This is a genomic window from Hoylesella buccalis ATCC 35310, assembly GCF_000177075.1.
GTDB classification, from domain to species: domain Bacteria; phylum Bacteroidota; class Bacteroidia; order Bacteroidales; family Bacteroidaceae; genus Prevotella; species Prevotella buccalis.
This window is the reverse complement of record NZ_ADEG01000016.1, coordinates 23821-45391: the sequence shown is the minus strand read 5'-3', so window position 1 is coordinate 45391 and position 21571 is coordinate 23821. Positions and strand designations below refer to the sequence as shown.

At 41.6% G+C, this 21571-nt stretch carries 20 protein-coding genes and 1 tRNA gene; 16 read left to right on the top strand and 5 right to left on the bottom strand.

All coding sequences use genetic code 11. From position 1 onward, the window contains the following. The first annotated feature begins 20 nt into the window (after positions 1 to 20). The 4 genes from thiL (at position 21) to HMPREF0650_RS01455 (ending at position 3224) form a co-directional block, all read left to right on the top strand. Positions 21 to 1127: a thiamine-phosphate kinase gene (thiL, locus tag HMPREF0650_RS01470; protein WP_004347732.1), complete on the top strand. Its 1107-nt coding sequence runs from the start codon at positions 21 to 23 to the stop codon at positions 1125 to 1127. A gap of 170 nt (positions 1128 to 1297) precedes the next feature. Continuing rightward, positions 1298 to 1370, top strand: a tRNA-Phe gene (locus HMPREF0650_RS01465). A 244-nt stretch (positions 1371 to 1614) separates the two neighbouring features. Then, entirely contained in the window at positions 1615 to 2847 is a 1233-nt protein-coding gene (locus HMPREF0650_RS01460) for a site-specific integrase (RefSeq protein ID WP_004347731.1), read from the top strand. A gap of 2 nt (positions 2848 to 2849) precedes the next feature. Continuing rightward, positions 2850 to 3224 (top strand): virulence RhuM family protein, encoded by a 375-nt coding sequence (locus HMPREF0650_RS01455; protein WP_005645956.1) that lies wholly within the window; start codon positions 2850 to 2852, stop codon positions 3222 to 3224. Between the two features lie 346 nt (positions 3225 to 3570). Here the strand turns inward: HMPREF0650_RS01455 and HMPREF0650_RS01445 are convergent, their stop codons facing one another. Then, positions 3571 to 3876: a helix-turn-helix domain-containing protein gene (locus HMPREF0650_RS01445; protein ID WP_004347728.1), complete on the bottom strand. Its 306-nt coding sequence runs from the start codon at positions 3874 to 3876 to the stop codon at positions 3571 to 3573. Between the two features lie 46 nt (positions 3877 to 3922). Then, positions 3923 to 4234 carry a helix-turn-helix domain-containing protein gene (locus HMPREF0650_RS01440; RefSeq protein WP_004347727.1) on the bottom strand — a complete coding sequence of 104 codons (312 nt, stop codon included), beginning with the start codon at positions 4232 to 4234 and terminating at the stop codon, positions 3923 to 3925. Between the two features lie 588 nt (positions 4235 to 4822). Between HMPREF0650_RS01440 and HMPREF0650_RS01435 the strand changes: the two genes are divergently transcribed. From HMPREF0650_RS01435 to HMPREF0650_RS01380, 12 genes are all read left to right on the top strand, one after another. Further along, a complete protein-coding gene (locus tag HMPREF0650_RS01435; protein WP_005645960.1) occupies positions 4823 to 5290 on the top strand; it encodes a DUF3408 domain-containing protein in 468 nt (155 codons plus the stop codon). Positions 5291 to 5569: 279 nt separating this feature from the next. Beyond that, complete coding sequence (mobA, locus tag HMPREF0650_RS01430) at positions 5570 to 5992, top strand: conjugal transfer protein MobA (protein ID WP_004347723.1); 423 nt, start codon at positions 5570 to 5572, stop codon at positions 5990 to 5992. 267 nt (positions 5993 to 6259) lie between these two features. Continuing rightward, on the top strand, positions 6260 to 7081 hold the full coding sequence (locus tag HMPREF0650_RS01425) for a response regulator transcription factor (protein ID WP_004347721.1): 822 nt from the start codon (positions 6260 to 6262) through the stop codon (positions 7079 to 7081). Positions 7082 to 7161: 80 nt separating this feature from the next. Beyond that, on the top strand, positions 7162 to 7782 hold the full coding sequence (locus HMPREF0650_RS01420; RefSeq protein WP_004347720.1) for a CatA-like O-acetyltransferase, family 2: 621 nt from the start codon (positions 7162 to 7164) through the stop codon (positions 7780 to 7782). 97 nt (positions 7783 to 7879) lie between these two features. Then, positions 7880 to 8719 (top strand): AraC family transcriptional regulator, encoded by an 840-nt coding sequence (locus tag HMPREF0650_RS01415; RefSeq protein ID WP_004347718.1) that lies wholly within the window; start codon positions 7880 to 7882, stop codon positions 8717 to 8719. Between the two features lie 8 nt (positions 8720 to 8727). Beyond that, the gene (locus tag HMPREF0650_RS01410; protein ID WP_004347717.1) at positions 8728 to 9501 is read left to right on the top strand and encodes an N-acetyltransferase; all 774 of its coding nucleotides are present in this window, start codon (positions 8728 to 8730) and stop codon (positions 9499 to 9501) included. Beyond that, positions 9498 to 10346, top strand: coding sequence for an RteC domain-containing protein (locus tag HMPREF0650_RS01405; RefSeq protein ID WP_004347716.1), 849 nt, complete (start codon positions 9498 to 9500; stop codon positions 10344 to 10346). Before HMPREF0650_RS01410 ends, HMPREF0650_RS01405 begins: the two co-directional genes overlap by 4 nt. 280 nt (positions 10347 to 10626) lie before the next feature. Next, entirely contained in the window at positions 10627 to 11916 is a 1290-nt protein-coding gene (locus HMPREF0650_RS01400; protein ID WP_154398054.1) for an MATE family efflux transporter, read from the top strand. Positions 11917 to 11928: 12 nt separating this feature from the next. Next, entirely contained in the window at positions 11929 to 12555 is a 627-nt protein-coding gene (locus tag HMPREF0650_RS01395; RefSeq protein ID WP_005645966.1) for a CatB-related O-acetyltransferase, read from the top strand. Beyond that, positions 12552 to 14861 (top strand): hybrid sensor histidine kinase/response regulator, encoded by a 2310-nt coding sequence (locus tag HMPREF0650_RS01390; RefSeq protein ID WP_004347712.1) that lies wholly within the window; start codon positions 12552 to 12554, stop codon positions 14859 to 14861. The genes HMPREF0650_RS01395 and HMPREF0650_RS01390 overlap by 4 nt, the downstream gene beginning before the upstream one ends. Further along, positions 14854 to 16176 carry a sigma-54-dependent transcriptional regulator gene (locus HMPREF0650_RS01385; protein WP_004347711.1) on the top strand — a complete coding sequence of 441 codons (1323 nt, stop codon included), beginning with the start codon at positions 14854 to 14856 and terminating at the stop codon, positions 16174 to 16176. The genes HMPREF0650_RS01390 and HMPREF0650_RS01385 overlap by 8 nt, the downstream gene beginning before the upstream one ends. 204 nt (positions 16177 to 16380) lie before the next feature. Further along, positions 16381 to 16620, top strand: a complete 240-nt coding sequence (locus tag HMPREF0650_RS01380) for a hypothetical protein (protein WP_004347709.1) — start codon at positions 16381 to 16383, stop codon at positions 16618 to 16620. A 2294-nt stretch (positions 16621 to 18914) separates the two neighbouring features. On the opposite strand, the gene HMPREF0650_RS01375 is transcribed toward HMPREF0650_RS01380, so the two are convergent. The 3 genes from HMPREF0650_RS01375 to HMPREF0650_RS01365 all read right to left on the bottom strand — a co-directional run bounded on the left by HMPREF0650_RS01375 (position 18915) and on the right by HMPREF0650_RS01365 (position 21523). Beyond that, positions 18915 to 20258: an AAA family ATPase gene (locus HMPREF0650_RS01375; RefSeq protein WP_004347707.1), complete on the bottom strand. Its 1344-nt coding sequence runs from the start codon at positions 20256 to 20258 to the stop codon at positions 18915 to 18917. Between the two features lie 397 nt (positions 20259 to 20655). Continuing rightward, on the bottom strand, positions 20656 to 21126 hold the full coding sequence (gene rlmH / locus HMPREF0650_RS01370; protein ID WP_004347706.1) for a 23S rRNA (pseudouridine(1915)-N(3))-methyltransferase RlmH: 471 nt from the start codon (positions 21124 to 21126) through the stop codon (positions 20656 to 20658). A gap of 79 nt (positions 21127 to 21205) precedes the next feature. Further along, positions 21206 to 21523, bottom strand: a complete 318-nt coding sequence (locus HMPREF0650_RS01365) for a DUF4491 family protein (RefSeq protein ID WP_004347705.1) — start codon at positions 21521 to 21523, stop codon at positions 21206 to 21208. Positions 21524 to 21571: the final 48 nt, after the last annotated feature.

The window sequence follows — 21571 nt, the reverse complement described above, 5'->3', positions numbered from 1 at the left end:
GCAAATTACTACTCAAGCGAATGACAGACATTTCAAAACTGGGTGAATTCAAACTCATAGATCACCTCACAAAAGACATCCAAATACAGAACCAATCAACAAAACTTGGTATTGGTGACGATTGCGCCGTGATGCACTATCCCGATAAGGAAGTACTGATGACCACCGACATGCTGATGGAAGGTGTTCATTTTGACCTCACCTACATCGACATGCAACATCTTGGCTACAAGTCAGCCATGGTGAATATCAGCGATATATTTGCCATGAATGGAACACCAAAGCAGTTGTTGGTGAGCCTTGCCATTGACAAAAGGTTTAAAGTTGAAGACATGGAGGCTTTTTATAGCGGCCTACAAATGGCATGCAACAAATGGCATGTGGACATTGTGGGAGGTGACACGACATCCTCTCGCACGGGTATTGCCATCAGCATTACCTGTATTGGGGAAGCAAAAAAGGAAGACATCGTCTATCGCAGTGGTGCTAAAGACACTGACTTGATTTGCGTCAGCGGCGATTTGGGTGCAGCCTACATGGGACTGATGCTGTTAGAACGTGAGAAAGATGTATATTACCAGCAGGTAGATGAACTCAACAAGAAGCTTAAAGCAGCGCAAAAGGAACAAGACAATCAACTTGTAGAACACCTAAAGAAGAAACTTAGCGAGCTTGGTAACTTCCAACCAGACTTTGCTGGGAAGGAGTATCTGCTGCAAAGACAACTGCAAACAGAAGCAAGAGGGGACATCATTGAAAAGCTCCAGACAGCTAACATCCACCCTACTGCCATGATTGACATCTCCGATGGATTGAGCAGTGAACTGCTCCATATATGCAAACAAAGCAAATGCGGATGTAGAATTTATGAGAAGAACCTGCCAATTGACTACCAAACAGCCGTCATGGCAGAAGAGTTGAACATGAATGTCACGACTTGTGCGTTGAATGGCGGCGAAGACTACGAACTGCTTTTCACTGTTCCCATCCCCGATCATGAAAAGATACAGCAGATAGAAGGCGTGCGAATGATTGGACATATTACCAAAGAATCATTGGGTGCCCAACTAATCACACGTGACAATCAAGAATTTACACTACGGGCTCAGGGGTGGAATCCGCTATAAATGAACTCTTTGTGTGTGAGCTGGCCATTGGAAACGCTTCGGATGACAGACGCATATATGCACTTTCATCGTGCGTTTTCTTTGTTAACAAATATTAATCAGTAACATTTTTTCAAGAAATGTTTCGGTGATTAGATAATATTTCTTACCTTTGCAACCGCAAAAGCAATGGTGCCATAGCTCAGTTGGTAGAGCAAAGGACTGAAAATCCTTGTGTCCCCGGTTCGATTCCTGGTGGCACCACTTTGAAGAAAAGCAAAAAGCAGTAAAATCTTGATTTCCAAACGAAATCGGGATTTTTTGTTTTTCGCAGGGACGCAAAAAACGGCAGAATGTTACCGTTTCCGGTGTTCCAATCGGTGGAGCAAGAAAGGTGGAACGCGAATCTCCACCGAACAAGATTATTTCTCTCTGATTTGCAATATTTTGCGTATCAAGAAAGCGTGTATGGTTTCCTACTTTTGTCCAACGAAAAAACTGTAGGAACATGAAACGAAACTCATTCAATGTGCTTTTCTTCATCAAGAAAGCCAAACTGCTGAAAAACGGGGAAGCCTCCGTGTGTATGCGCATCACCGTGAATGGTGCGCGAGTGGAAAACAACATCCGCATGAGCATTGAGCCTGCCCTGTGGAATCAAGCGAAGGAGTGCGCCAAAGGCAAGAGCCGCAAGGCTTGTGAACTCAATCTCTACATCGAGCAAGCCAAAATCAAGTTGCGCAAGCTGTTCGATGAACTGGAAGAGAGGAACCACTCCATCACAGCCAGAATCTTGCAAGAAAAGTTCTTTGGAGCTAACGAAGAAGTGAAGGAAGTCCGCACACTCATCCAAACCATACAGGAGCATAACGACCAATGCCGTGAACTTGTGGGCAAGGACTATGCGCTGATTACTGTCCGCCGTTATGAAAGCTGCAAACGCTATCTAGCAGAACTTATCAAACTGAAATATGACAAGGAGGATTTGCCCTTGTCGGAAATCAATGGTGAACTAGTACGTGCTTTTGAATTTTATCTCAAGACGGAAAAGGAGTGCCAACAAAATACGGTCATCCGTTATATGAAGTGCCTGAAGAAGATAACCAATCTCGCACTTGCCAACGAATGGATAACCAAAGACCCGTTTATCGGTATCAAGTTCCACGAGAAGGAAGTTATCCGTGAGTTCCTAACTATGGATGAGCTGCTCACAATCTACAACAAGGAGTTTTCTTTGGACAGGATTACGGTTGTGCGTGATGTCTTCACCTTTGCTGCGTTCACTGGGTTGGCGTTCATTGATGTACAGCAGCTATCTGCCGAACATATCGTTCAAGACAACAACGGCAATTATTGGATTCGCAAGCCTCGCCAAAAGACGAAGAATATGTGCAACATCCCTTTGCTCGATATTCCGATGCAGATTTTGGAGAAATACAAAAGCCATCCTACTTGCCAAAAGAAAAATGTATTGCTCCCTGTCCCCTGCAATCAGAAGATGAACAGCTACCTGAAAGAGATAGCCGATTTGTGTGGCATATCAAAGTGCTTGACCACGCACACAGCCCGGCACTCGTATGCGACCTCTGTGTGCCTCGCCAATGGTGTAAGCATTGAGAATGTGGCGAAAATGCTCGGTCATTCCAACATAAAAATGACGCAGCACTATGCCCGTGTGCTGGATTCTTCCATCTTCAAAGATATGATGAATGTGAAAAGTGCCTTATCAAAAAATCTTTGATTATGAACAGAGGAATAATAACAATCAGTGAAACGGGCGTAGTTATAGTGCCGACTGCCCCTATATGGATGACAAAGTTTGAGATAGCCGACATGTTCGGGGTATTCTCGTACGACATCCGCAAGGCGATACGAGCAATCTACAAGAACAAGGAACTGAATGAAGCCGAAACAATGCGATATATCAGGCAACCCGATGGTATCAGTTATGATGTGTATAATTTTGAAATGATTATAGCCATCGCTTTCAAAATATGTAGCAAAGGGACCCTTTTGTTCAGGCGGTTCGTAATAAATGAAATCTGCGCCACCAAGAAAGGGAATCCGGTCACATTGTTTGTTTCCTATGGCAAGGGCAGCAACCTATGGTATAATTGAGGTTCATCCCGTCAGCCACCTGTTCCCGATGCCCGGATGCAAAGGTAGCATGTGGCTTTGAGGGCATTGGCAAGGTCGGGCGGCAGAGCCGTTTCGGGCAGAATCTTCCTCAAACGGGTTTGAGCGTATTCAGCCCGAAAACCTTGCCACTGCCAGCCACACGCATTCGAGGCATCCGGCAACGGAAACAAGCGACTGGCGGGAAATCAGAAGAAATATAGGAACGGCTTACAGACGAAGATAAACATTGATGCTTCATCCGTAAGCCGTTCCTTTTCTTTTTATCGAAGTTCTATTGCTGCCGCAAACATAGGGGCAGACGGTCAACTGCGCTCCTTCAAGAAAATCAAGTTGCCGCCTGTCGATAGGCGGTGCGGTAACTTTCAGTCAACATCCTTTCGATGTCGGATTCACGGTAGAGGATTTTGCCGCCCAACTGGATATAGGCTATCCGTCCCTCATTACGGTAGTCCTGAAGTGTCCGGCGGCTCACCTTCAACCGTGCCGACACCTCCTTGTCGGTAAAGAAACGCTCTCCATCCAATGTCGGGCGGTAGTTGGCTGTCAGATGCTCTACGTTGTCCAGCAGGCGGTCGAGGCTGCCCATGAAGTGGATTATCCACTCGTTGTCTTTGTTAATCAGTTTGTTCATGTTACTCTGGATTTAGTGGAATTATTGTTATTACTCTATTCGGTTATCAGATTGTCCTGCCTTTGAACCTCGCTTCCATTCGCCTGGCCTCCACGATGGAGACGATGCGCTGCACATCTTCGGGACGGTAGTACGTCTTGTGGTTGATTTGGCTGTATGATAGCGTTCCGTTGTCACGCAAGGTCTGCAACGTGCGTGGGCTGATGTTGAGCATCTGGCACACATCCTGATTGTCCATCCACTCGCTCATTCTCTTTTCTCCGTGCCGATGGCAGATGGCATCCATACGGCTGACGAAACGGTCGAACTTGGCGACCAGTTCCTCGAAGGTTTTTCTTTCGATTGCTACGATTTCCATATTGTCTTTCTTTTAGTTATTACTGTTTCTTCTGCTGCAAAGGAATACATAATTTACTGTCCTGCAATGGATTTTCCGAAAGTGGCAGCGTGTTGCGTCAATAGGTAATCTTTGTCCGGGTTGCCGCTTTGTTGATTGTCCGTAAACAAGGCTCCTACCGTAATTTCTGCCATGCCATTTTGGACGGGTGTTATTCCTTTTGCCGCAAAGAAATACATATTCCTTTACCTGACAATGGCTTTTACTATTACTGGCAGCATGTGGCACAGGGTGGTAGCGGTTGGCATGGGCTGGAGGCTGTGGTTATTCTCTTATTTCTAAAAAATAGGAAGTTGGCAAGGGCAAAAATAAGGGCTTAATTCAAATTCGCTTGCGATTGAGCCTTTGCCCTCTCAGACATATACATCCGGCAAAACGGTGAAGTCCACACCGCTTTGTCAACCGCCATAAAGCAGAATCACACAAAATTGCCTAAGAGAATCCAAGTGCTTGACTGACTGCACTGGAGCATCTTACTTTGCTCCCGATAATCGGTCGAGGCACTGACCAAGACCACATTCAATAACTTAATCTATTTATTTTTTTACAATGAAGAGAGAACCAAACATTACAGAGCAGCAGGCTCGTGAAATCGTGGAAAAAATGGGACGCAGGGAATCCTACACTCCCAAGTCAATGGATGACCTCTACAGGCGTATCGGTCTGGAACCGGATGAGCCGGGGCAGCCCGGCAATACCGTCACGGAGGAAACAGAGACCGCTATGACGGATGAACCGTCTGGTGTGGTGGTCGAGGAGGCGGCAATACCGCAGAAGCGCGTCAGCAGCAAGCAGCGCAGATTGTCGTTGGAGGACTACCGCGCCACCTATCTCCAAGTCCCAAAGATTATCAACCGCAAGCCCGTGTTCGTCAGTGAGACGGTGCGTGACGAACTTGACAGGGTTGTCCGCTACCTAGGAGGAAGGGGCATGAGTGCATCGGGATTGATAGAGAACCTTGTCCGCTTGCATCTCGATGCCTATCGGGATGACATTGAGCAGTGGCGCAAACTCTAATGGGATTACGGAAAGTCAGTTAGGTCGGTGGATATACTTCACCGGCTTAACCGATACCCTAGATGAGTTATTACACTCGGAAACAAATCCGACAGGCGGAGGATTTTTGTGTCTTCAAAGACACAGCAAGATATGTTTTCAGTTACCCGAATAATTCTAAGTAACTGAAAACACCTTCACCGCCGTGGGCAGAATTATCCTCCGCAGTCGGATAATTTCGGGATTCCTTAATCAAAGATTAAACAATGGACAAGCCATAAAATTAAAAGAATAAGAAGAATGAAAAAGAAGAGCAAGTATGGGAGAAATCCCAAATTGAATCCGAAGACGCACTGCGTAATGGTGCGCTTCGACGATGTGGAATGGAACAGGTTCCTGACGATGTACGAGGAATCGAACGTGTATGCGAAAGCCGTCTTTCTGAAGGCGCACTTCTTCGGGCAGAAGTTCAAGGTGCTGAAAGTGGACAAGACGCTGGTGGACTACTACACCAAACTGTCGGACTTCCACGCCCAATTCCGTGCCATCGGTACGAACTACAATCAGGTCGTTAAAGAGTTGCGCATCCACTTTTCGGAGAAGAAGGCGATGGCGTTGCTCTACAAGTTGGAGAAACATACCATCGACCTTGTGAAACTGAGCCGGGAGATCGTGGAGCTTTCAAGGGAGATGTATGCCAAGTGGGAACAACAGAAGGAATAATTCTGTTACATACCCAAGATACACATTACAGATACGTAATTCGGTAAATGAACGCATTTTTACTGACAATTTCATTGTCAATCATGTTGTAATCGTGCATTCGGAACTTTAGGACAAAGATAAGTATCACTTGACAAACTTGAAAACTAAATTCTTATAATTGAAACGACTGTATCATTTATGATGGTGCAGTCGTTTTATATTCAAGAGGATAAATGGTTGCAACTGTTCACTTAGCTATCAATATGAAATTACTATCTTTGTAAAATGATTCAAGAGAAGTTCAAATTTTACAAGCCATGTAAGTTGCTGCAACCTTATATAAGATATTATTGGGTATTCAAGAGCAATCGACCGCTGGATGCCTTTACTTATCCTATCGGTTGCCCTCAAATCATTTTCCATAAGCAAGCACCGTTATATATCCCTGAACTGAATGTTACACAAGACAAACTGACTGTCAGCGGACAAGTTAATTTTTCATCCCATTTGTATGCTGACGGCAATACAGAAATGATAGTGGTTGTATTCCACCCTCACGCTATGAGTATGTTTCTGAACATACCGACTTCACTTTTTTATAATCAAGAAGTGTCCGGTTACAGCCTTGAAAACAAAAGTTTGAATGAACTGGCTACACGAATATTCGACTGTGAGAATAATTCTATTTGCATAAGCTATGTAGAAAAATGGCTGGTGTCACAAATTGCCGATAATTTAGCTGATACCACACACAGAATTAAAAGAATAGATGCCGCCATACAGCGAATATATATCACTCCGCAAATCTCTGTAAACGAATTATCTTCCATTGCCAGCCTAAGTAAAAAACAGTTTGAGCGGTTGTTTCATTCATTTGTAGGCATCAATCCCAAAGAATATACCCGTATCGTCCGCTTCCAAAAGGCTTTGGCGCAGATGCAGCATCAAGCGGGTAAAGAAATCAACCAGGCACAAATAGCATACACCAGCGGTTATGCTGACCAGTCGCACTTTATCCGAGAGTTCAAGAAGTTCTGCGGATATACGCCCATGTCTTTGCTGAAAATATCAAATCCATATTCCGATTTGTTCACCAATCCCGTATAAATGTCCCGTTTGTTCTATCCGGGTTCAAACGCTTCTCCTACTTTTGCCGTCTGATTCATTAAATGAAAATAGCATTAAGTATGAAAGAAGTAAATCCCCAAGAAACTAGCCGGGCATACGCCTTTGAAATGTGGATGAACGCACCCATGCCAATGGTGACGTTCTTTAAGACACTCAACGTGTCACGCCTTGTGAAAATCAGTCGGAAATCGGGCATGAAGTTTAATATGTTGATGTGCTGGTGCATCGGCAAAGCCGCAAGGAGCGTGAAAGAATTTTATCTGCTGCCCGTAAACGACAAACTGATGCAGTACGATACCATTGCAGTAAACACCATTGTCGCCAACAGAAAGGGCGAGGTAAGTTCGTGTGATGTTCCTTTCTGTGATGATTTATCTTTATTTAATCAACACTATCTGCAACTAACCAAACAAGTGGCTGAAAGTTGCGTCAATCACGACTTGACGGAAAGCATGGTTATCGGAACTTCCGCCTTGGCACAATATGAAATAGACGGGGCTGTCGGGATGTATAGCGGCATTTTTAATAATCCGTTTCTTATTTGGGGCAAATACAAACGTCGCCTGATGAAAACGACGCTCACCGTTTCTTTCCAGTTCCACCACACGCAAATGGACGGGGCGCACGCTTCCCGCTTTTTAGATGGGGTTCAGAAAGAAATCAACCAAATGAAAATATAGTTGAAAACAACTTTGGAAAATAAAAGGTAAAATTGGCGAGATTGGACAATCATATATCTATGAAAACTCTATAATTTTGCAAATTATATTGTTATAGATGAAAAATAGCACCGAAAATATATATAAACAGAAGGTCAATCAAGTAATTGATTACATAAATTCCAATTTGCATCAGCCATTACAGTTGAATGTAATAGCCGATATAGTAAATATGTCTCAACGGCAATTACTTCGGATGATGAGTTCTGCTCTGAAAGAACCATTATATACTTATGTGGCAAGGCAACGTGTAGAACGAGCCGTACTATATATGCAAATTGAAGATATGAGTTTACAGAATTTGGCTGGGTTAGTCGGCTACGACAATCCACAATCATTCTCCAAAGCATTTAAGAAACAATTCGGTGTTTCTCCAAAAGCCTATATCAGTAAATTAAAGAAGCGATTAAAAGAGTTTGTACATGATGGAAAGCAGTATGACTTACATTCTGATGCTTATGATTTTGAGGGATTAGATTTAGTATATATCCGTATATGGGGCAAGTATGGAGAGGAAGAGCCTTATGAAACAGCGTGGAGTAAATTGATACATTTCTTAAAGAAAAATGACTTACTTACATCCGACACACGCTTTATCGGGTTAAGTTTTGACGACCCTAATGTAACAAAATCTAATCAATGTCGTTTCTATGCCTGTGCATCAGTGCAAAAAGAAATTATACCCACTTGCGAATTTGGTACAATCCGGCTACCACAGGGTAAATATGCGGTCTATACGTTGCAGGGATATTATACTGATTTGCAGGACTGGTATAACATCATTAACGTAAGTCAAGAATATTCACTTCGTCATGGGATGTCTTTTGAGGAATATATCAATTATTCAAAAGAAAATAGAAATGATAACATTACAAAAATCTACATACCTATAAAATAAATAGAATCATGGAAAATAATTTACCTAAATATATAACGCTGACAGAAAATAATATAGATAAAGACCATATCTGTTGCGCATTCTCTGACAAAAAATGCTTGGCGGGGTATGAGTTGAAAAAAGAGTGGCTAACGAAAGAATTTGCCAATGGCTATGTTTTCAGGCGGCTTGATGCACGAGCCAAAGTTTTTATAGAATATGTTCCTGCTGAATATGCGTGGCTTCCGGTTACTGCTCCCAATTATTTAATGATTAATTGTTTTTGGGTTTCAGGGCAGTATAAAGGGCAAGGGCATGGATATAATTTGCTTCAATCTGTAATTGAAGATGCTAAAAAGCAACAGAAGAATGGATTAGTCACTGTTGTGGGTACAAAAAAGAACCATTTCATGAGCGATACGAAATGGTTATTGAAACACGGATTTGAAGAAATAGAAAGGCTTCCGAATGGCTTTTCATTGTTGGCGATGAATATTTGTGACAATGGTGTAGTTCCATATTTTAATGACTGCGCAAAAATCGAAGAATGTACCGATAAACAAGGACTGGTTGCCTATTATTCAAGTCGTTGTCCATACACGGATTATTATGTAAATGGAATGTTACGTGTTCTTGCACAAGAAAAGAGTATTCCTTTAAAAGTAATCAAGCTGGAAACGAGAGAACAGGCACAAAGTTCTCCCACACCAGCCACTATTTTTTCTCTTTTTTACAATGGAAAGTTTGTAACTACGGATTTAAGCGTTTGTACAGAATCTAAATTTATAAAATTAGTAAAATGAAAGAGTTGGCTAATAATATATTAGCCCAAATAGAGGTCGATATTTCGGAAATCGACCTCTACGGCTATAATATTATTGATGTTTCTCTTTCAATAGTACATAGGCTGCAAACAGCTCTCAATGATTTGAGGATGAAAATACAAACCTATATATTTCCAACCAAAGAGGACGAAATTTTATTTTTCAAAACTCAGAAACCGGAAATACTCGGTCGGTTGCTATTCTTCTATAAGATATACAAGATTGAAACACAATGTCCTAATGGTAGCGATGAAGTGATTAGGAATTATATCAATCGGGAACTGGATAATCTGACCTATTTCTTCAATCGCAATTTGGACTTTTATCAATACTACCGTTCACATTCCACTGTGTATGATGAATATTATTTTGTTCGTGGAAAAGCGGATTTACGATTATGTACCGATAGCGCACAATTCGATAAAGACCCAAATTTCTCAACAGGATATGATTATAAGGTGGCTAAAATCATAGCCAATGAAATGCTGCGCATCTATCTGAATAAACGATTGGTGAAACTGGGAACTAATAATCAGATAGAAGATAATCTACAAAGATGCTTCAAATACCCGTTCCGTTTCACAGGCAAAAAGTCATATCTTATCGAACTGGGATATTCTCTTGTATCTTCGGGCGACATAAACAATGGCAACGTGGAAATTAAAGAAATGATGAATTTCCTTAGTACAATATTCCACATTGATTTAGGGGATTATTACGCTTCATATATAGCCATGAAAGAGAGAAAAGACCGGACGGCATATCTTCATCATCTGATAGATAATCTTGTTAAGCGGATGAATGAGGATGATATGGAGTGTTAGCAAGAATTTAATTGATAATCCGATAATATAAGTTCAGGGAAAAACGCTATCTTTGCAGAACTAACAGAAAAATAAATAGTTGTTCAACAATATGAAATGGCAGTTGTGCATATAGCTACGCTCAACGAATAGCACTTCCAATTATTGCTATTCAGCAATAGACAGGCTTATGTTTTAAGTTTGCCTGTTATTGTTTTGTCATTATCCCTTATTATAAATCTATAAGATTGTCGTGCTGCTTAAAGCGGCAGGATGTATTGTATCATATTGGTTTGAACAAATGAATTATACCTATAAGAAAATCTGGCTCATCGCTTTTCCTGTAATGATGAGCATCCTTATCGAACAACTGATAAATATTACCGATGCTTTGTTTTTAGGGCATGTGGGTGATGTGGAATTGGGCGCATCTGCCCTTGCCGGAATATGGTTCTTGGCAATTTATATGCTCGGCTTCGGATTCAGCTTGGGGTTGCAAGTAATAATTGCCCGCCGAAACGGAGAACAGTGGTATGCAGAAACGGGAAAAACGTTCTTTCAGGGATTGTTTTTCTTGCTGATACTGGCGGTACTCCTCTGTATGCTATCCAAGATATTTTCTCCCGTTCTGTTGAAACATCTGATAACTTCGGATGATGTCTATAATGCGGTTATCCGCTATTTGGATTGGCGTATTTGGGGATTGTTGTTCTCTTTCCCGTTCCTTGCCTTACGCTCGTTTTTGGTAGGCATTACACAGACAAAAGCTCTGAACATGGCAGCTTTCACTGCCGTACTGGTAAACATTCCGCTGAACTGGCTCCTGATTTTCGGCTTCGATATGGGTATATCGGGAGCGGCTATCGCTTCTTCATCTGCCGAAATGTGTTCGCTGGCTGTATTGGCTGCATATATGTTTCGGCACATTGATAAAAAAGCGTATGGCTTATACTGGCGTATTGATATAACGGTATTGAAAGAGGTGTTTTCTATCTCTGTATGGAGTATGCTCCAGTTCTTTACAAGTGTAGCCATTTGGTTTCTGTTCTTCGTGGCTATCGAACGCTTGGGAGAAACGGAGTTGGCTGTATCGAACATTGTAAGAAGTGTTTCCGCACTGTTTTCCGTTATCGTCAATGCATTGGCAGGTGTCACCGGTTCTTTGGTGAGTAACCTGATTGGAGCAGGTGAAAAGAAACAAGTTTTTCCGCTTTGCCATAAAATTATCCGTTTAGGATATGCGACAGGCATTCCACTGATTACTTTTGCGTTGTTCTTTCACCAGCACATTATAGGGGCTTATACGGAAAATCCCGCTATCGTACAGCTTGCATGGCCGCCTTTTCTTGTTATGCTATTGAATTACTTCTTTGCACTACCCGGTTACGTCTATCTGAATGCTACAACAGGAACGGGAGCGACACGGACGGTATTCATTTTTCAGGTGATAACTACTATTGCTTATCTGTTCTGCTTATGGGGATTAGGTTATTGTAATGTCACGTTAGCGGCATATTGGGCAGTGGAATACTTATATGTGATACTGCTTGGTACACAATCCGTCATTTATCTTAAATATAAACAATACTAAGAACTGAAATTTATGATGAACAAGATATATCCCCGTAAAGGTGACACGCAAACCGTTTATTTGAATGCTGTCGTAAAAGACCCGTCTATCGAAATAGGCGACTATACCATTTACAATGATTTTGTTTCAGACCCGTGTCTGTTTGAGCAAAATAACGTATTGTATCATTATCCCATTAACCATGAACGGCTGATAATTGGAAAGTTCTGTTCTATTGCTTGCGGCGTAAAATTTCTGTTCAACTGTGCCAACCATACCCTAAAATCTTTATCCACTTACACATTTCCGCTGTTTTATGAAGATTGGGAATTGGATAAGGCAAATGTGGCTTCCGCTTGGGACAACAAAGGCGACATCGTAATAGGCAATGACGTATGGATAGGCTATGAAGCCGTTATTATGGCTGGTGTCCATATCGGTGACGGGGCTATTGTTGGTACAAGGGCGGTTGTGACGAAAGATGTGCCGCCCTATACCATTGTGGGTGGTGTCCCTGCCAAAGAGATACGAAAGCGGTTCAGTCCTGATATAATAGAACAGATGCAGGCTTTGAAATGGTGGGATTGGTCGGTAGATAAGATACGGGAGTTTTTGCCTTATCTGAAAGATGGACGTTGGGATAAATTACAGGCAGTATGAAATCTATTAAGAATCTAATTTCACTCGGCTATTTGCTGATGGCATTATTGGTTATCGGCATAATGTATATTTGGTATAAAGAATGGTGCGATTTAGAGAAATTGGAAGTTCAGAATCGTCATATAGATACTTTTCGCCAAGAATCGCACGAAATATTTGTTCTTCTTATTGAACTTTCTTTATCAGGCGAGACAGTATTGGAGTGGGAATATGCAGATTTGGAACATTACCATTATCAACGCATGGCAATGGACAGTATGCTATGCCGTTTCAAAACGATTTATCCGACAGAGCGCATAGACAGTGTACGCTATCTTCTCGAAGATAAGGAACGACAAATGCATCAAATCGTGCAGGTACTTGAACAGCAACAAGCCATCAATGATAAGATCACTCGTCAAGTACCCGTAATCGTACAGAAAAGTGTGCAGGAACAACCGCAAAAACCGAAGCGGAAAAGATTTCTCGGCATATTCGGCAAGAAAGAAAAGCCAAAGCCAACCGTGACCACAACAATGCTCCGTTCCCTCGACCGGGACATGATAGCCAAGCAACGGGCGCAAAGCCGCCGTCTGTCGGAACACACCGACAACCTTGTGGCACGAAACGCGAAACTTAACCGGCAACTGCACGGATTTATACGCCAGATGGATAAAAAGGTGCAAGCCGATCTGCAAAAACGGGAAGCCGAGATAACCGCCATGAGGGAACAGTCGTTTATGCAGATAGGTAGCCTGACAGGATTCGTCTTCCTTCTGCTGGTAATATCATATATCATCATACACCGTAATGCCAACCGAATCAAACGGTACAAACAGAAAACGACTGATTTAATAGGACAGTTGCAACAGTCGGTAGAGCAAAACGAGGCTCTGATAGCCTCCCGCAAGAAAGCCGTGCATACTATCACGCATGAACTGCGCACGCCGCTGACAGCGATAACGGGTTATGCCGGACTGGTGGAAAAAGAGAATGACATAGAACGAATCGGGCGTTATATTTGTAACATCCGGCAATCTTCTGACCGTATGCGCGAAATGCTCAACACCTTGCTGAGTTTCTTCCGTCTGGACAACGGCAAGGAGCAGCCGAACATTTCTCCTTGCCGGATTTCGGCAATCACGCACATTCTTGAAACGGAGTTTACGCCCATCGCCATGAACAAGGGGCTGGCTCTGACCATAACCAATCAAACGGATACAGTTGTCTTGACCGATAAGGAACGTATCCTGCAAATAGGCAACAACCTGCTATCGAACGCCATCAAGTTCACGGAAAACGGCGGAGTCTCTCTGACAATGGATTACAATAACGGTGCTCTGAAACTCATTGTCGAAGATACGGGTACAGGCATGACCGATGAGGAACAGCAACGGGTGTTCGGCGCGTTTGAACGTCTGTCAAACGCCACCGCAAAAGACGGCTTCGGTCTGGGACTTTCCATCGTACAGCGTATTGTGACAATGCTCGGCGGTACAATCCGGCTGAAAAGCGAAAAAGGCAAGGGAAGTCACATCAAAGTGGAAATACCCATGCAGACAGCCGAAGAACTGCCGGAACAGATAAATCAAATACGGATTCATCATAACCATACATTCCACGATGTGATAGCCATTGACAATGACGAGGTATTACTCCTTATGCTGAAAGAAATGTATGCCCAAGAAGGAGTACACTGTGACATCTGCACCGATGTAGCGGAGCTGATGGAATTGATACGGAAAAAGGAATACGTCCTGTTGCTTACTGACCTGAATATGCCGGATATAAACGGCTTCGAGTTGTTGGAACTGCTGCGCACCTCCAATGTGGGCAATTCAAAGACTATCCCGGTAGTCGTGACCACCGCTTCGGGCAGTTGCAGCAAGGAGGAACTTATGGAACGTGGTTTCTCCGGTTGCCTGCTCAAACCGTTCTCCATATCGGAACTGATGGAGGTTTCAGACAAATGCGCCATGAAAGGCAACCGGAATGAAAAGCCGGATTTCACCTCCCTGCTGTCCTACGGCAATGAAGCCGTCATGCTGGAGAAACTGATAACGGAAACCGAAAAGGAAATGCAGGCGGTCAGGGATGCGGAGCAACGGAAAGACCTTCAGGAACTGAACGCCCTGACACATCACCTGCGAAGTTCATGGGAGATACTCCGTGCAGACCAACCGTTAAGGGAACTATACAAATTGCTTCATAGCAAAGGTACATCAAATAACGAGGCTATCCATAATGCTGTAAAAGCTGTGCTGGATAAGGGTTCGGAAATCATCCGGCTGGCAAAAGAAGAAAGGAGAAAATACGAAAATGGATAATACAAAAATCATCGTGGTGGAGGACAACATCGTGTATTGCGAGTTTGTCTGCAACCTGCTGGCACGCAAGGGATTCCGTACCGTGCAGGCTTTTCACCTCTCGACCGCGAAGAAATATCTGCAACAAGCCGCAGACGGGGACATCGTTGTTTCCGACCTGCGCCTGCCCGACGGCAACGGTATCGACCTGCTGCGCTGGATGCGCAAGGAGGGCAGGATGCAGCCGTTCATCATCATGACCGACTATGCCGAAGTGCATACGGCGGTTGAAAGCATGAAACTCGGTTCGCTGGACTACATACCCAAACAACTCGTGGAGGACAAACTCGTGCCTCTGCTCCGTACCATACTGAAAGAGCGGAATATCGGGCGAAGCCGTATGCCCCTGTTCTCGCGTGACGGCTCGGCGTTCCAAGCCATCATGAAGCGGATAAGGCTGGTAGCCCCCACCGACATGAGCGTGCTGATATTCGGGGAGAACGGCACGGGCAAGGAGCATATCGCCCACTTGCTGCACGACAAGGGCAAGCGGGCAGGAAAGCCGTTTGTGGCTGTGGACTGCGGTTCGCTCACCAAAGAACTTGCGCCGTCGGCTTTCTTCGGACACGTCAGAGGGGCGTTCACGGGTGCGGACAGCACCAAGAAAGGTTATTTCCACGAGGCGGAAGGCGGTACGCTGTTCTTGGACGAGGTAGGCAACCTCGCACCGGAAACCCAGCAGATGCTTCTGCGAGCCATACAGGAACGGAGATACCGTCCGGTAGGTGACAAATCTGACCGTAGTTTCAATGTCCGCATCATCGCCGCCACCAACGAGGATCTGGAGAAGGCGGTCCATGAAAAGCGTTTCCGGCAGGACTTGTTGTACCGTTTGCATGACTTCAAGATAACCGTCCCGCCGTTGCGCGACTGTCAGGAGGACGTCATGCCGCTGGCAGAGTTCTTCCGTGAAATTGCGAACCGGGAACTGGAGTGTGATGTCATCGGATTTGACGGAGAAGCCCGCAAGACATTGCTGACCCATGCGTGGCCGGGCAATGTACGCGAGCTTCGTCAGAAAATCATGGGCGCGGTGTTGCAGGCACAGACGGGTCTTGTCACGAAAGAGCATCTGGAACTTGCCGTGACGAGGGCGACCTCACCTGTCAGCTTCGCCCTGCGCAGCGATGCGGAAGACAAGGAGCGTGTCTTACGCGCGTTGAAGCAGGCGAACGGTAACCGCAAGGTTGCCGCCGAACTGCTCGGGATAGGACGTACGACACTGTACAACAAACTGAAAGAATATGGATTGAAGTATAAATTTCAGCAACCATAGCCGGTAATTCGCTGAATTTGTATGATTTTGATTATCAGAATTTGGTTAATTCTCAAAATAATATTATCTTCGTATTGAGCTGTTTGAAATGATTGGGAATCATGCAAAATGATGAAGACAGGTGGTTTCTAAACCATTACCTATATCTCTATTATTAGCTTGTAATTTATTGATATCAATCATACATTAGTTAGTGCAACAAATGTGAAACAGCAAAATGTAAACAAATATATTAAATCCAATTTTTTCAGAATTCTCTTGTTTTTTGGAAGAGGAACAATGCAAGTGTCACAAGACGTTTTTCGTTTTGTCCCATTACAAAACTTTACAGATGAATCTTATATTGATTGGAGCAAAAGTATTTCTGAGATAGATACACAACTCTATGCTAAATACAAACTATCAGATGAAGAGATTTCATTCATTGAATCAATGACAAAATAATATAATATCATTTTATCAAGAATAAAGCTATGATAGAGAATGTCATAATGCTAAATAGAAAGATTTACCCCTGCTCAGGTAACTGTAGCAGAGGCAAATTCCTAAAAAAGGACTCCTCTCTCTTATTCATTACAAAATATAAAAATAGTAAATCACAATAGTATAATTTTAGCGTTCACTTTAAAGTGAACGCCATTTTTTAATCACCTTTTTTGTGATTGTGAGGTTTAAGAGATGGCGTATTGCCAGGAGTCTTCTTATTATCCCTTTGCCTTCTGTCTGGTTTACCTGTTGACACGGCAATTCTTTTAGGACCAGGTTTTATGCCCATAATCATTAAAATAAAGTGACGGCTCGGCTTTTTTTACAATATTACTTGCATACTTTTAAACGAATTATTACTTTTGCAGCCTATTAATGTTATACTCATTACCTATAGCCATCGTTCTTCAGGGATAATAATTCGCCTTGTTGGTTATCGCTTTGCTATATAACGATAACAACATTAATTGTTTTGATGATTTGAAAGTTCTAGCAGGTTTGACATACCTGCCAAAACTTTCATCATTAAAAATTAAGCGTATTGGATTAGTCTCCAAGTTACCGCTTTACCACAGTAGGGAGGCATTGTGTTGCCTTTCGCAATAGGTGCCGTCGTTGTAGGAAAGCCATCAACTTTCCAAACACCACTTACTGGACATTTTTCTCCTGTTTTTGCTGTCATATTATATATGATTTAGTGAATATTTGTAGGCACCTGACCAGCCATACTTGGCCACTTATTTAAAGGATAAGTATCCTCCAAGTAGAACTTGGTATAAACATCTTCCAAGACTCCCCCCTTGGAAGATGTTTTCGTTTGCAAATATATGACTTTTTTTCAATATTACAAACAGTTTACCGAAAAAAACTCAACTACAGGCAATATATTATCATATATCCAGCCTTTCGACCCTATTAATTACTGAATTTCTCTACAATAAACAACACAGAAAAAAACACAAAATAAGAAAAGACCTCCTGATAAATAAAAACGAGTTAATATGTTCCTTGCAGCCCGGTACTTATTGTTCCTACCCGGTTTTAGAGTAGAAAACCTTAAGGATGATAGCAAGAAACGCCTTTAGAACACCTAGATTGTAATAGACCGACTTGTGTAACAAACTTTAAATCAAATATTGTCCTCACTATACAAGCGTCAGTTTCCGAAAACAAATTACGGTTATCCCCAAAGGGGGGCGTGATGCTCTGCGGAGAACACAAAAGATAGTGGATGAAGATAAGTACGTAGTTGACTTCGACCTCGAACGCTTCTTTGACATGGTAAGTCATAGTAAACTAATAAAAATACTCAGTCGCGGCGTAAAATATGGAAAGGTGTAATAAATCTGATACACAAATATCTGCGTAGTGACATAATAAACGAAGAATTGTTCGAAATGAGCACCCAAGAGAGTCCCCCAAGAGGTTCTTTAAGTCCTCTACTGGGGAATATCATACCAATGAACTGGATAGGAACCTGAAAGATGTGAACATCCTATTACTTTATTAAGCAAACGCTGCGCTGATATTCAGTAAATCCAAACGTAGTGTCCAATGTGTAAAGGAGTCAATAACTCGGTTCATAGAAAGCAAACTCTTCCTTAAAGTGAACCGTAAAAAGATTGTTATATCGTATGTAAGAAAAGTAGAGTTCTTGGAATATCCTTTTTATGTAATGAGGAGAGAATGCCTTCCGAGTATACATCTTTAATTAAGATGAAAGCCAAACTCAAAGAGTTACCAAGTCTGTAATGGGGTACGAAATTAGGAAGTAGAAGCTCATTATATAAGAGTATAGATTGAATATTATATCTTACATAGATAAAACGTCTCGGTATTGATGCAAACGAATGGTTAAGGCACTGGATATGTATGTGCACTTGGAAATGCATGGAAGAAAGTCAAGGCAAAAGTTACGCTTCTAAAGAAACGCAGTGTTCTTGACTGGTAAGCACATCGGAGAGAAACACTCCCTTGGTTATTGGCATGCAACACACAGTCAATTGCTTCTAATGACAAGTTGCGTAGGATTAGTTTGTGGAACTAATTGACTACTACCTCAAAATAGAAATCGCTGTATACCGAACAGTGCGTACGAAAGATAGTTTTCGAAATCAGAAAACAAAAGTAGAAAAAAACATATCGAGAACTTGCTTCCAAACAGACCTTTAAGGTGTTATTAGTTTTTATTGATTACAAATTGATTTCGCTTTTTTGATTAACATATGGATTTACCGGATGACGATACCAAACTATCTCATAGCAATAGTTTTGTACATTCTCAACAGTTCTTCAAATAATGCTTCATCCATTTTGGGTAACTGCTCATATACATTCATTTTGCTTACATAATGATGTAAACTAGAATTCTTATGCAGTAATGATAAATTAATAGATTGAACATGAGCAGAAGCAATGTCATCCTTTACCAAAAAACGGATAGAATCTCTTCTTATAATATCAAAATCCAATAAACTATAATCTTGAGTTGATATTATTAGTTGAGCATTTTGTGCCGCCCCTAAAAAAAATTTCAGTAGCTGATTCAACGTATTTCTTTGAACTCCACTACTATAATCATCTAAAATTATCGTTTTCTCTTTTCTAATAGCCTCATCTAATACAATTAAAAATCGAAGTATCTCCTTAGTGCCATCAGATTGTTCTGATAGCGGCAAACGCCCTCTTCTATTTCCTGTTTTTTTATCCAAACGATGAAACGTATTCACAATGTGTTTTTCCTCATCCATCCTAAACAGCATTCTTAACTCTGCTTCTTGTTTGTCTGACAATGACTTTAGTTTTTGCAATAACTCAGCAGGATACTCTACATCAATTTTCAATTTCTCATATGACATTATATTAGTATCTACAGATTTTAAAAACGAACAAATGACATTTTTTAATTGTTTGCTATTTTCTGTTTTATCATCAGGAAGTTCTTCATTTAAATCAACATCTTCTAAATTAACAATTTCAAAACCTTCCATAAAAAATAACAAATGTGAATTTAGCAACGCATGAGAAATATTCGTTTTAATAATAGTACTAAATACTGAATTATTTTTCAATAACGAACTGCTGATAATATAATTCTCATTATCACTAATTTGTATTTTATCTGTAAAGTCAACTTTTACGATGTCACTAACCTTATCATACCAACGATGAAATAGATTGATATTAGTTTTGGTTCGTAATTCATCTAAAATCTCCTCATATATAGCATATTTATCCCATTTAATACTATATAAATACCGTGAATCATTAATATGATATACTATCTCTATTTCAGATGGCTTGTTTAAACATTCTTCGTCAAAAGCAAATGGCCTATAACGCAAAGATTCATCTTTACGTTCACGAATTTGGCCAATAAGATACTGTAATGCATCAAATGCGCTCAGAATTTTACTCTTTCCAGCACCATTATTCCCTAATAAAAATACTAGTTTTAAGATATTTATCTTGTTTTGAGTCGTAAACCCACAAAAATTATTATCCAACATTCTATTACGCTCTTTTTTCGCCGTAAATAGAATTGTTGTACGCTCCTTAAAGCAATAAAAGTTTGTGACAGTTAATGATTCAATCATAAGATATACTTTTTTATATGTGCAAAGATAATCATTTTCGAGCAACCATGCAACACAAACAGAAAAAAACTCAAGAAAATATTCTTAAAAGGCTCTATGTTGTATTTTTTCGGTTACTAATTTGCCAATTCGATTAAGTTTATTACTTTTGTGTTACGAAATCATCCGCTGTAATGATAAGCAAAACACAGCAAGTCACTGGTGGAGCAAACGGAGGAGATTACAGTTGAGTAGCTTTTGAAAATTAGTGATATTCAGCCACTTGGAAACAAATTACGATTTCTGGTGGTACCACAGAAGAAAGGTTGCAAATAAAAAGTCCTGAACATATGTTCAGGACTTTTTATTTGCACCTACTTGTTCTGTCGTCCGCTCATCAATAACACGATTTTAGCGGCTATTCGTGATGATAAGGCTCGCCTTTCAGGATGGTACAAGCTCGATACAACTGCTCAACAAAGATCAATCGGACCATCTGATGCGAGAATGTCAATTTAGACAAAGAAATCTTCTCATTTGCTCGCCCATACACTTCCGGAGAGAAACCGTATGGGCCACCAATCACAAAAACAAGTTTTCTAACCGATTGTTGTTTCTTTTCCATCCATGCCGCCAATTCAATACTCCGAAATTCTTTGCCATGCTCATCCAATAAAACCACAGTATCAGCAGCCTCTATCTTCTTAAGAATCAACTGCCCTTCCTGCACTTTTTGTTGTTCCACTCCCCTGTTCTTGTTGTTTTTTAGCTCAGGAATCACAGCTATGTTGAATGGTACATAATGACAAATCCTCCGTACATAGTCCTCTATACCTGCAATAAAATGTGGATTATCAGTTTTACCCACCACTATTAGTTCTGTTTTCATATGCTAAAAGGATTTCCTACCACAATCGTTCCATCACCATTCATGGAGAATTCGCTTATTTCTACCCGGCACAGGATATTTATTTCTCATCCGGGTTGATGATGTCATATTGATCTTTTCGCTTCGGATTCATTGGGAACCATCCTTTTTCAACTCGTTTCTTTTGAGAGAACAGCTCTCCAATCGTCCACAAACACGAAGCACCCAATACGCCAAGGAGCGATGAAAACATGACATCTTCAACAAAAAGTGACGCTATGACAGATAAAATGCCCATAACCAGGAATATCCACCAGGGACGAACGCCCCATTTGTACTCAACCTTAATCACCACGGGATGAAAGAGGCCGATGATAAGAAATGTTGACACCGCTATTATTAGTCCTTTGTAATACATGGTTATCGATAAGTTTAAAACTTGAAGTTGTTAATCAATCGCTATTTT

Excerpts from the sequence above, each read along its gene's own strand:
- thiL (WP_004347732.1), top strand. The coding sequence starts at position 21 with ATGACAGACATTTCAAAACTGGGTGAATTCAAACTCATAGATCACCTC.
- HMPREF0650_RS01460 (WP_004347731.1), top strand. The coding sequence starts at position 1,615 with ATGAAACGAAACTCATTCAATGTGCTTTTCTTCATCAAGAAAGCCAAA.
- HMPREF0650_RS01455 (WP_005645956.1), top strand. The coding sequence starts at position 2,850 with ATGAACAGAGGAATAATAACAATCAGTGAAACGGGCGTAGTTATAGTG.
- HMPREF0650_RS01445 (WP_004347728.1), bottom strand. The coding sequence starts at position 3,876 with ATGAACAAACTGATTAACAAAGACAACGAGTGGATAATCCACTTCATG.
- HMPREF0650_RS01440 (WP_004347727.1), bottom strand. The coding sequence starts at position 4,234 with ATGGAAATCGTAGCAATCGAAAGAAAAACCTTCGAGGAACTGGTCGCC.
- HMPREF0650_RS01435 (WP_005645960.1), top strand. The coding sequence starts at position 4,823 with ATGAAGAGAGAACCAAACATTACAGAGCAGCAGGCTCGTGAAATCGTG.
- mobA (WP_004347723.1), top strand. The coding sequence starts at position 5,570 with ATGAAAAAGAAGAGCAAGTATGGGAGAAATCCCAAATTGAATCCGAAG.
- HMPREF0650_RS01425 (WP_004347721.1), top strand. The coding sequence starts at position 6,260 with ATGATTCAAGAGAAGTTCAAATTTTACAAGCCATGTAAGTTGCTGCAA.
- HMPREF0650_RS01420 (WP_004347720.1), top strand. The coding sequence starts at position 7,162 with ATGAAAGAAGTAAATCCCCAAGAAACTAGCCGGGCATACGCCTTTGAA.
- HMPREF0650_RS01415 (WP_004347718.1), top strand. The coding sequence starts at position 7,880 with ATGAAAAATAGCACCGAAAATATATATAAACAGAAGGTCAATCAAGTA.
- HMPREF0650_RS01410 (WP_004347717.1), top strand. The coding sequence starts at position 8,728 with ATGGAAAATAATTTACCTAAATATATAACGCTGACAGAAAATAATATA.
- HMPREF0650_RS01405 (WP_004347716.1), top strand. The coding sequence starts at position 9,498 with ATGAAAGAGTTGGCTAATAATATATTAGCCCAAATAGAGGTCGATATT.
- HMPREF0650_RS01400 (WP_154398054.1), top strand. The coding sequence starts at position 10,627 with ATGAATTATACCTATAAGAAAATCTGGCTCATCGCTTTTCCTGTAATG.
- HMPREF0650_RS01395 (WP_005645966.1), top strand. The coding sequence starts at position 11,929 with ATGATGAACAAGATATATCCCCGTAAAGGTGACACGCAAACCGTTTAT.
- HMPREF0650_RS01390 (WP_004347712.1), top strand. The coding sequence starts at position 12,552 with ATGAAATCTATTAAGAATCTAATTTCACTCGGCTATTTGCTGATGGCA.
- HMPREF0650_RS01385 (WP_004347711.1), top strand. The coding sequence starts at position 14,854 with ATGGATAATACAAAAATCATCGTGGTGGAGGACAACATCGTGTATTGC.
- HMPREF0650_RS01375 (WP_004347707.1), bottom strand. The coding sequence starts at position 20,258 with ATGATTGAATCATTAACTGTCACAAACTTTTATTGCTTTAAGGAGCGT.
- rlmH (WP_004347706.1), bottom strand. The coding sequence starts at position 21,126 with ATGAAAACAGAACTAATAGTGGTGGGTAAAACTGATAATCCACATTTT.
- HMPREF0650_RS01365 (WP_004347705.1), bottom strand. The coding sequence starts at position 21,523 with ATGTATTACAAAGGACTAATAATAGCGGTGTCAACATTTCTTATCATC.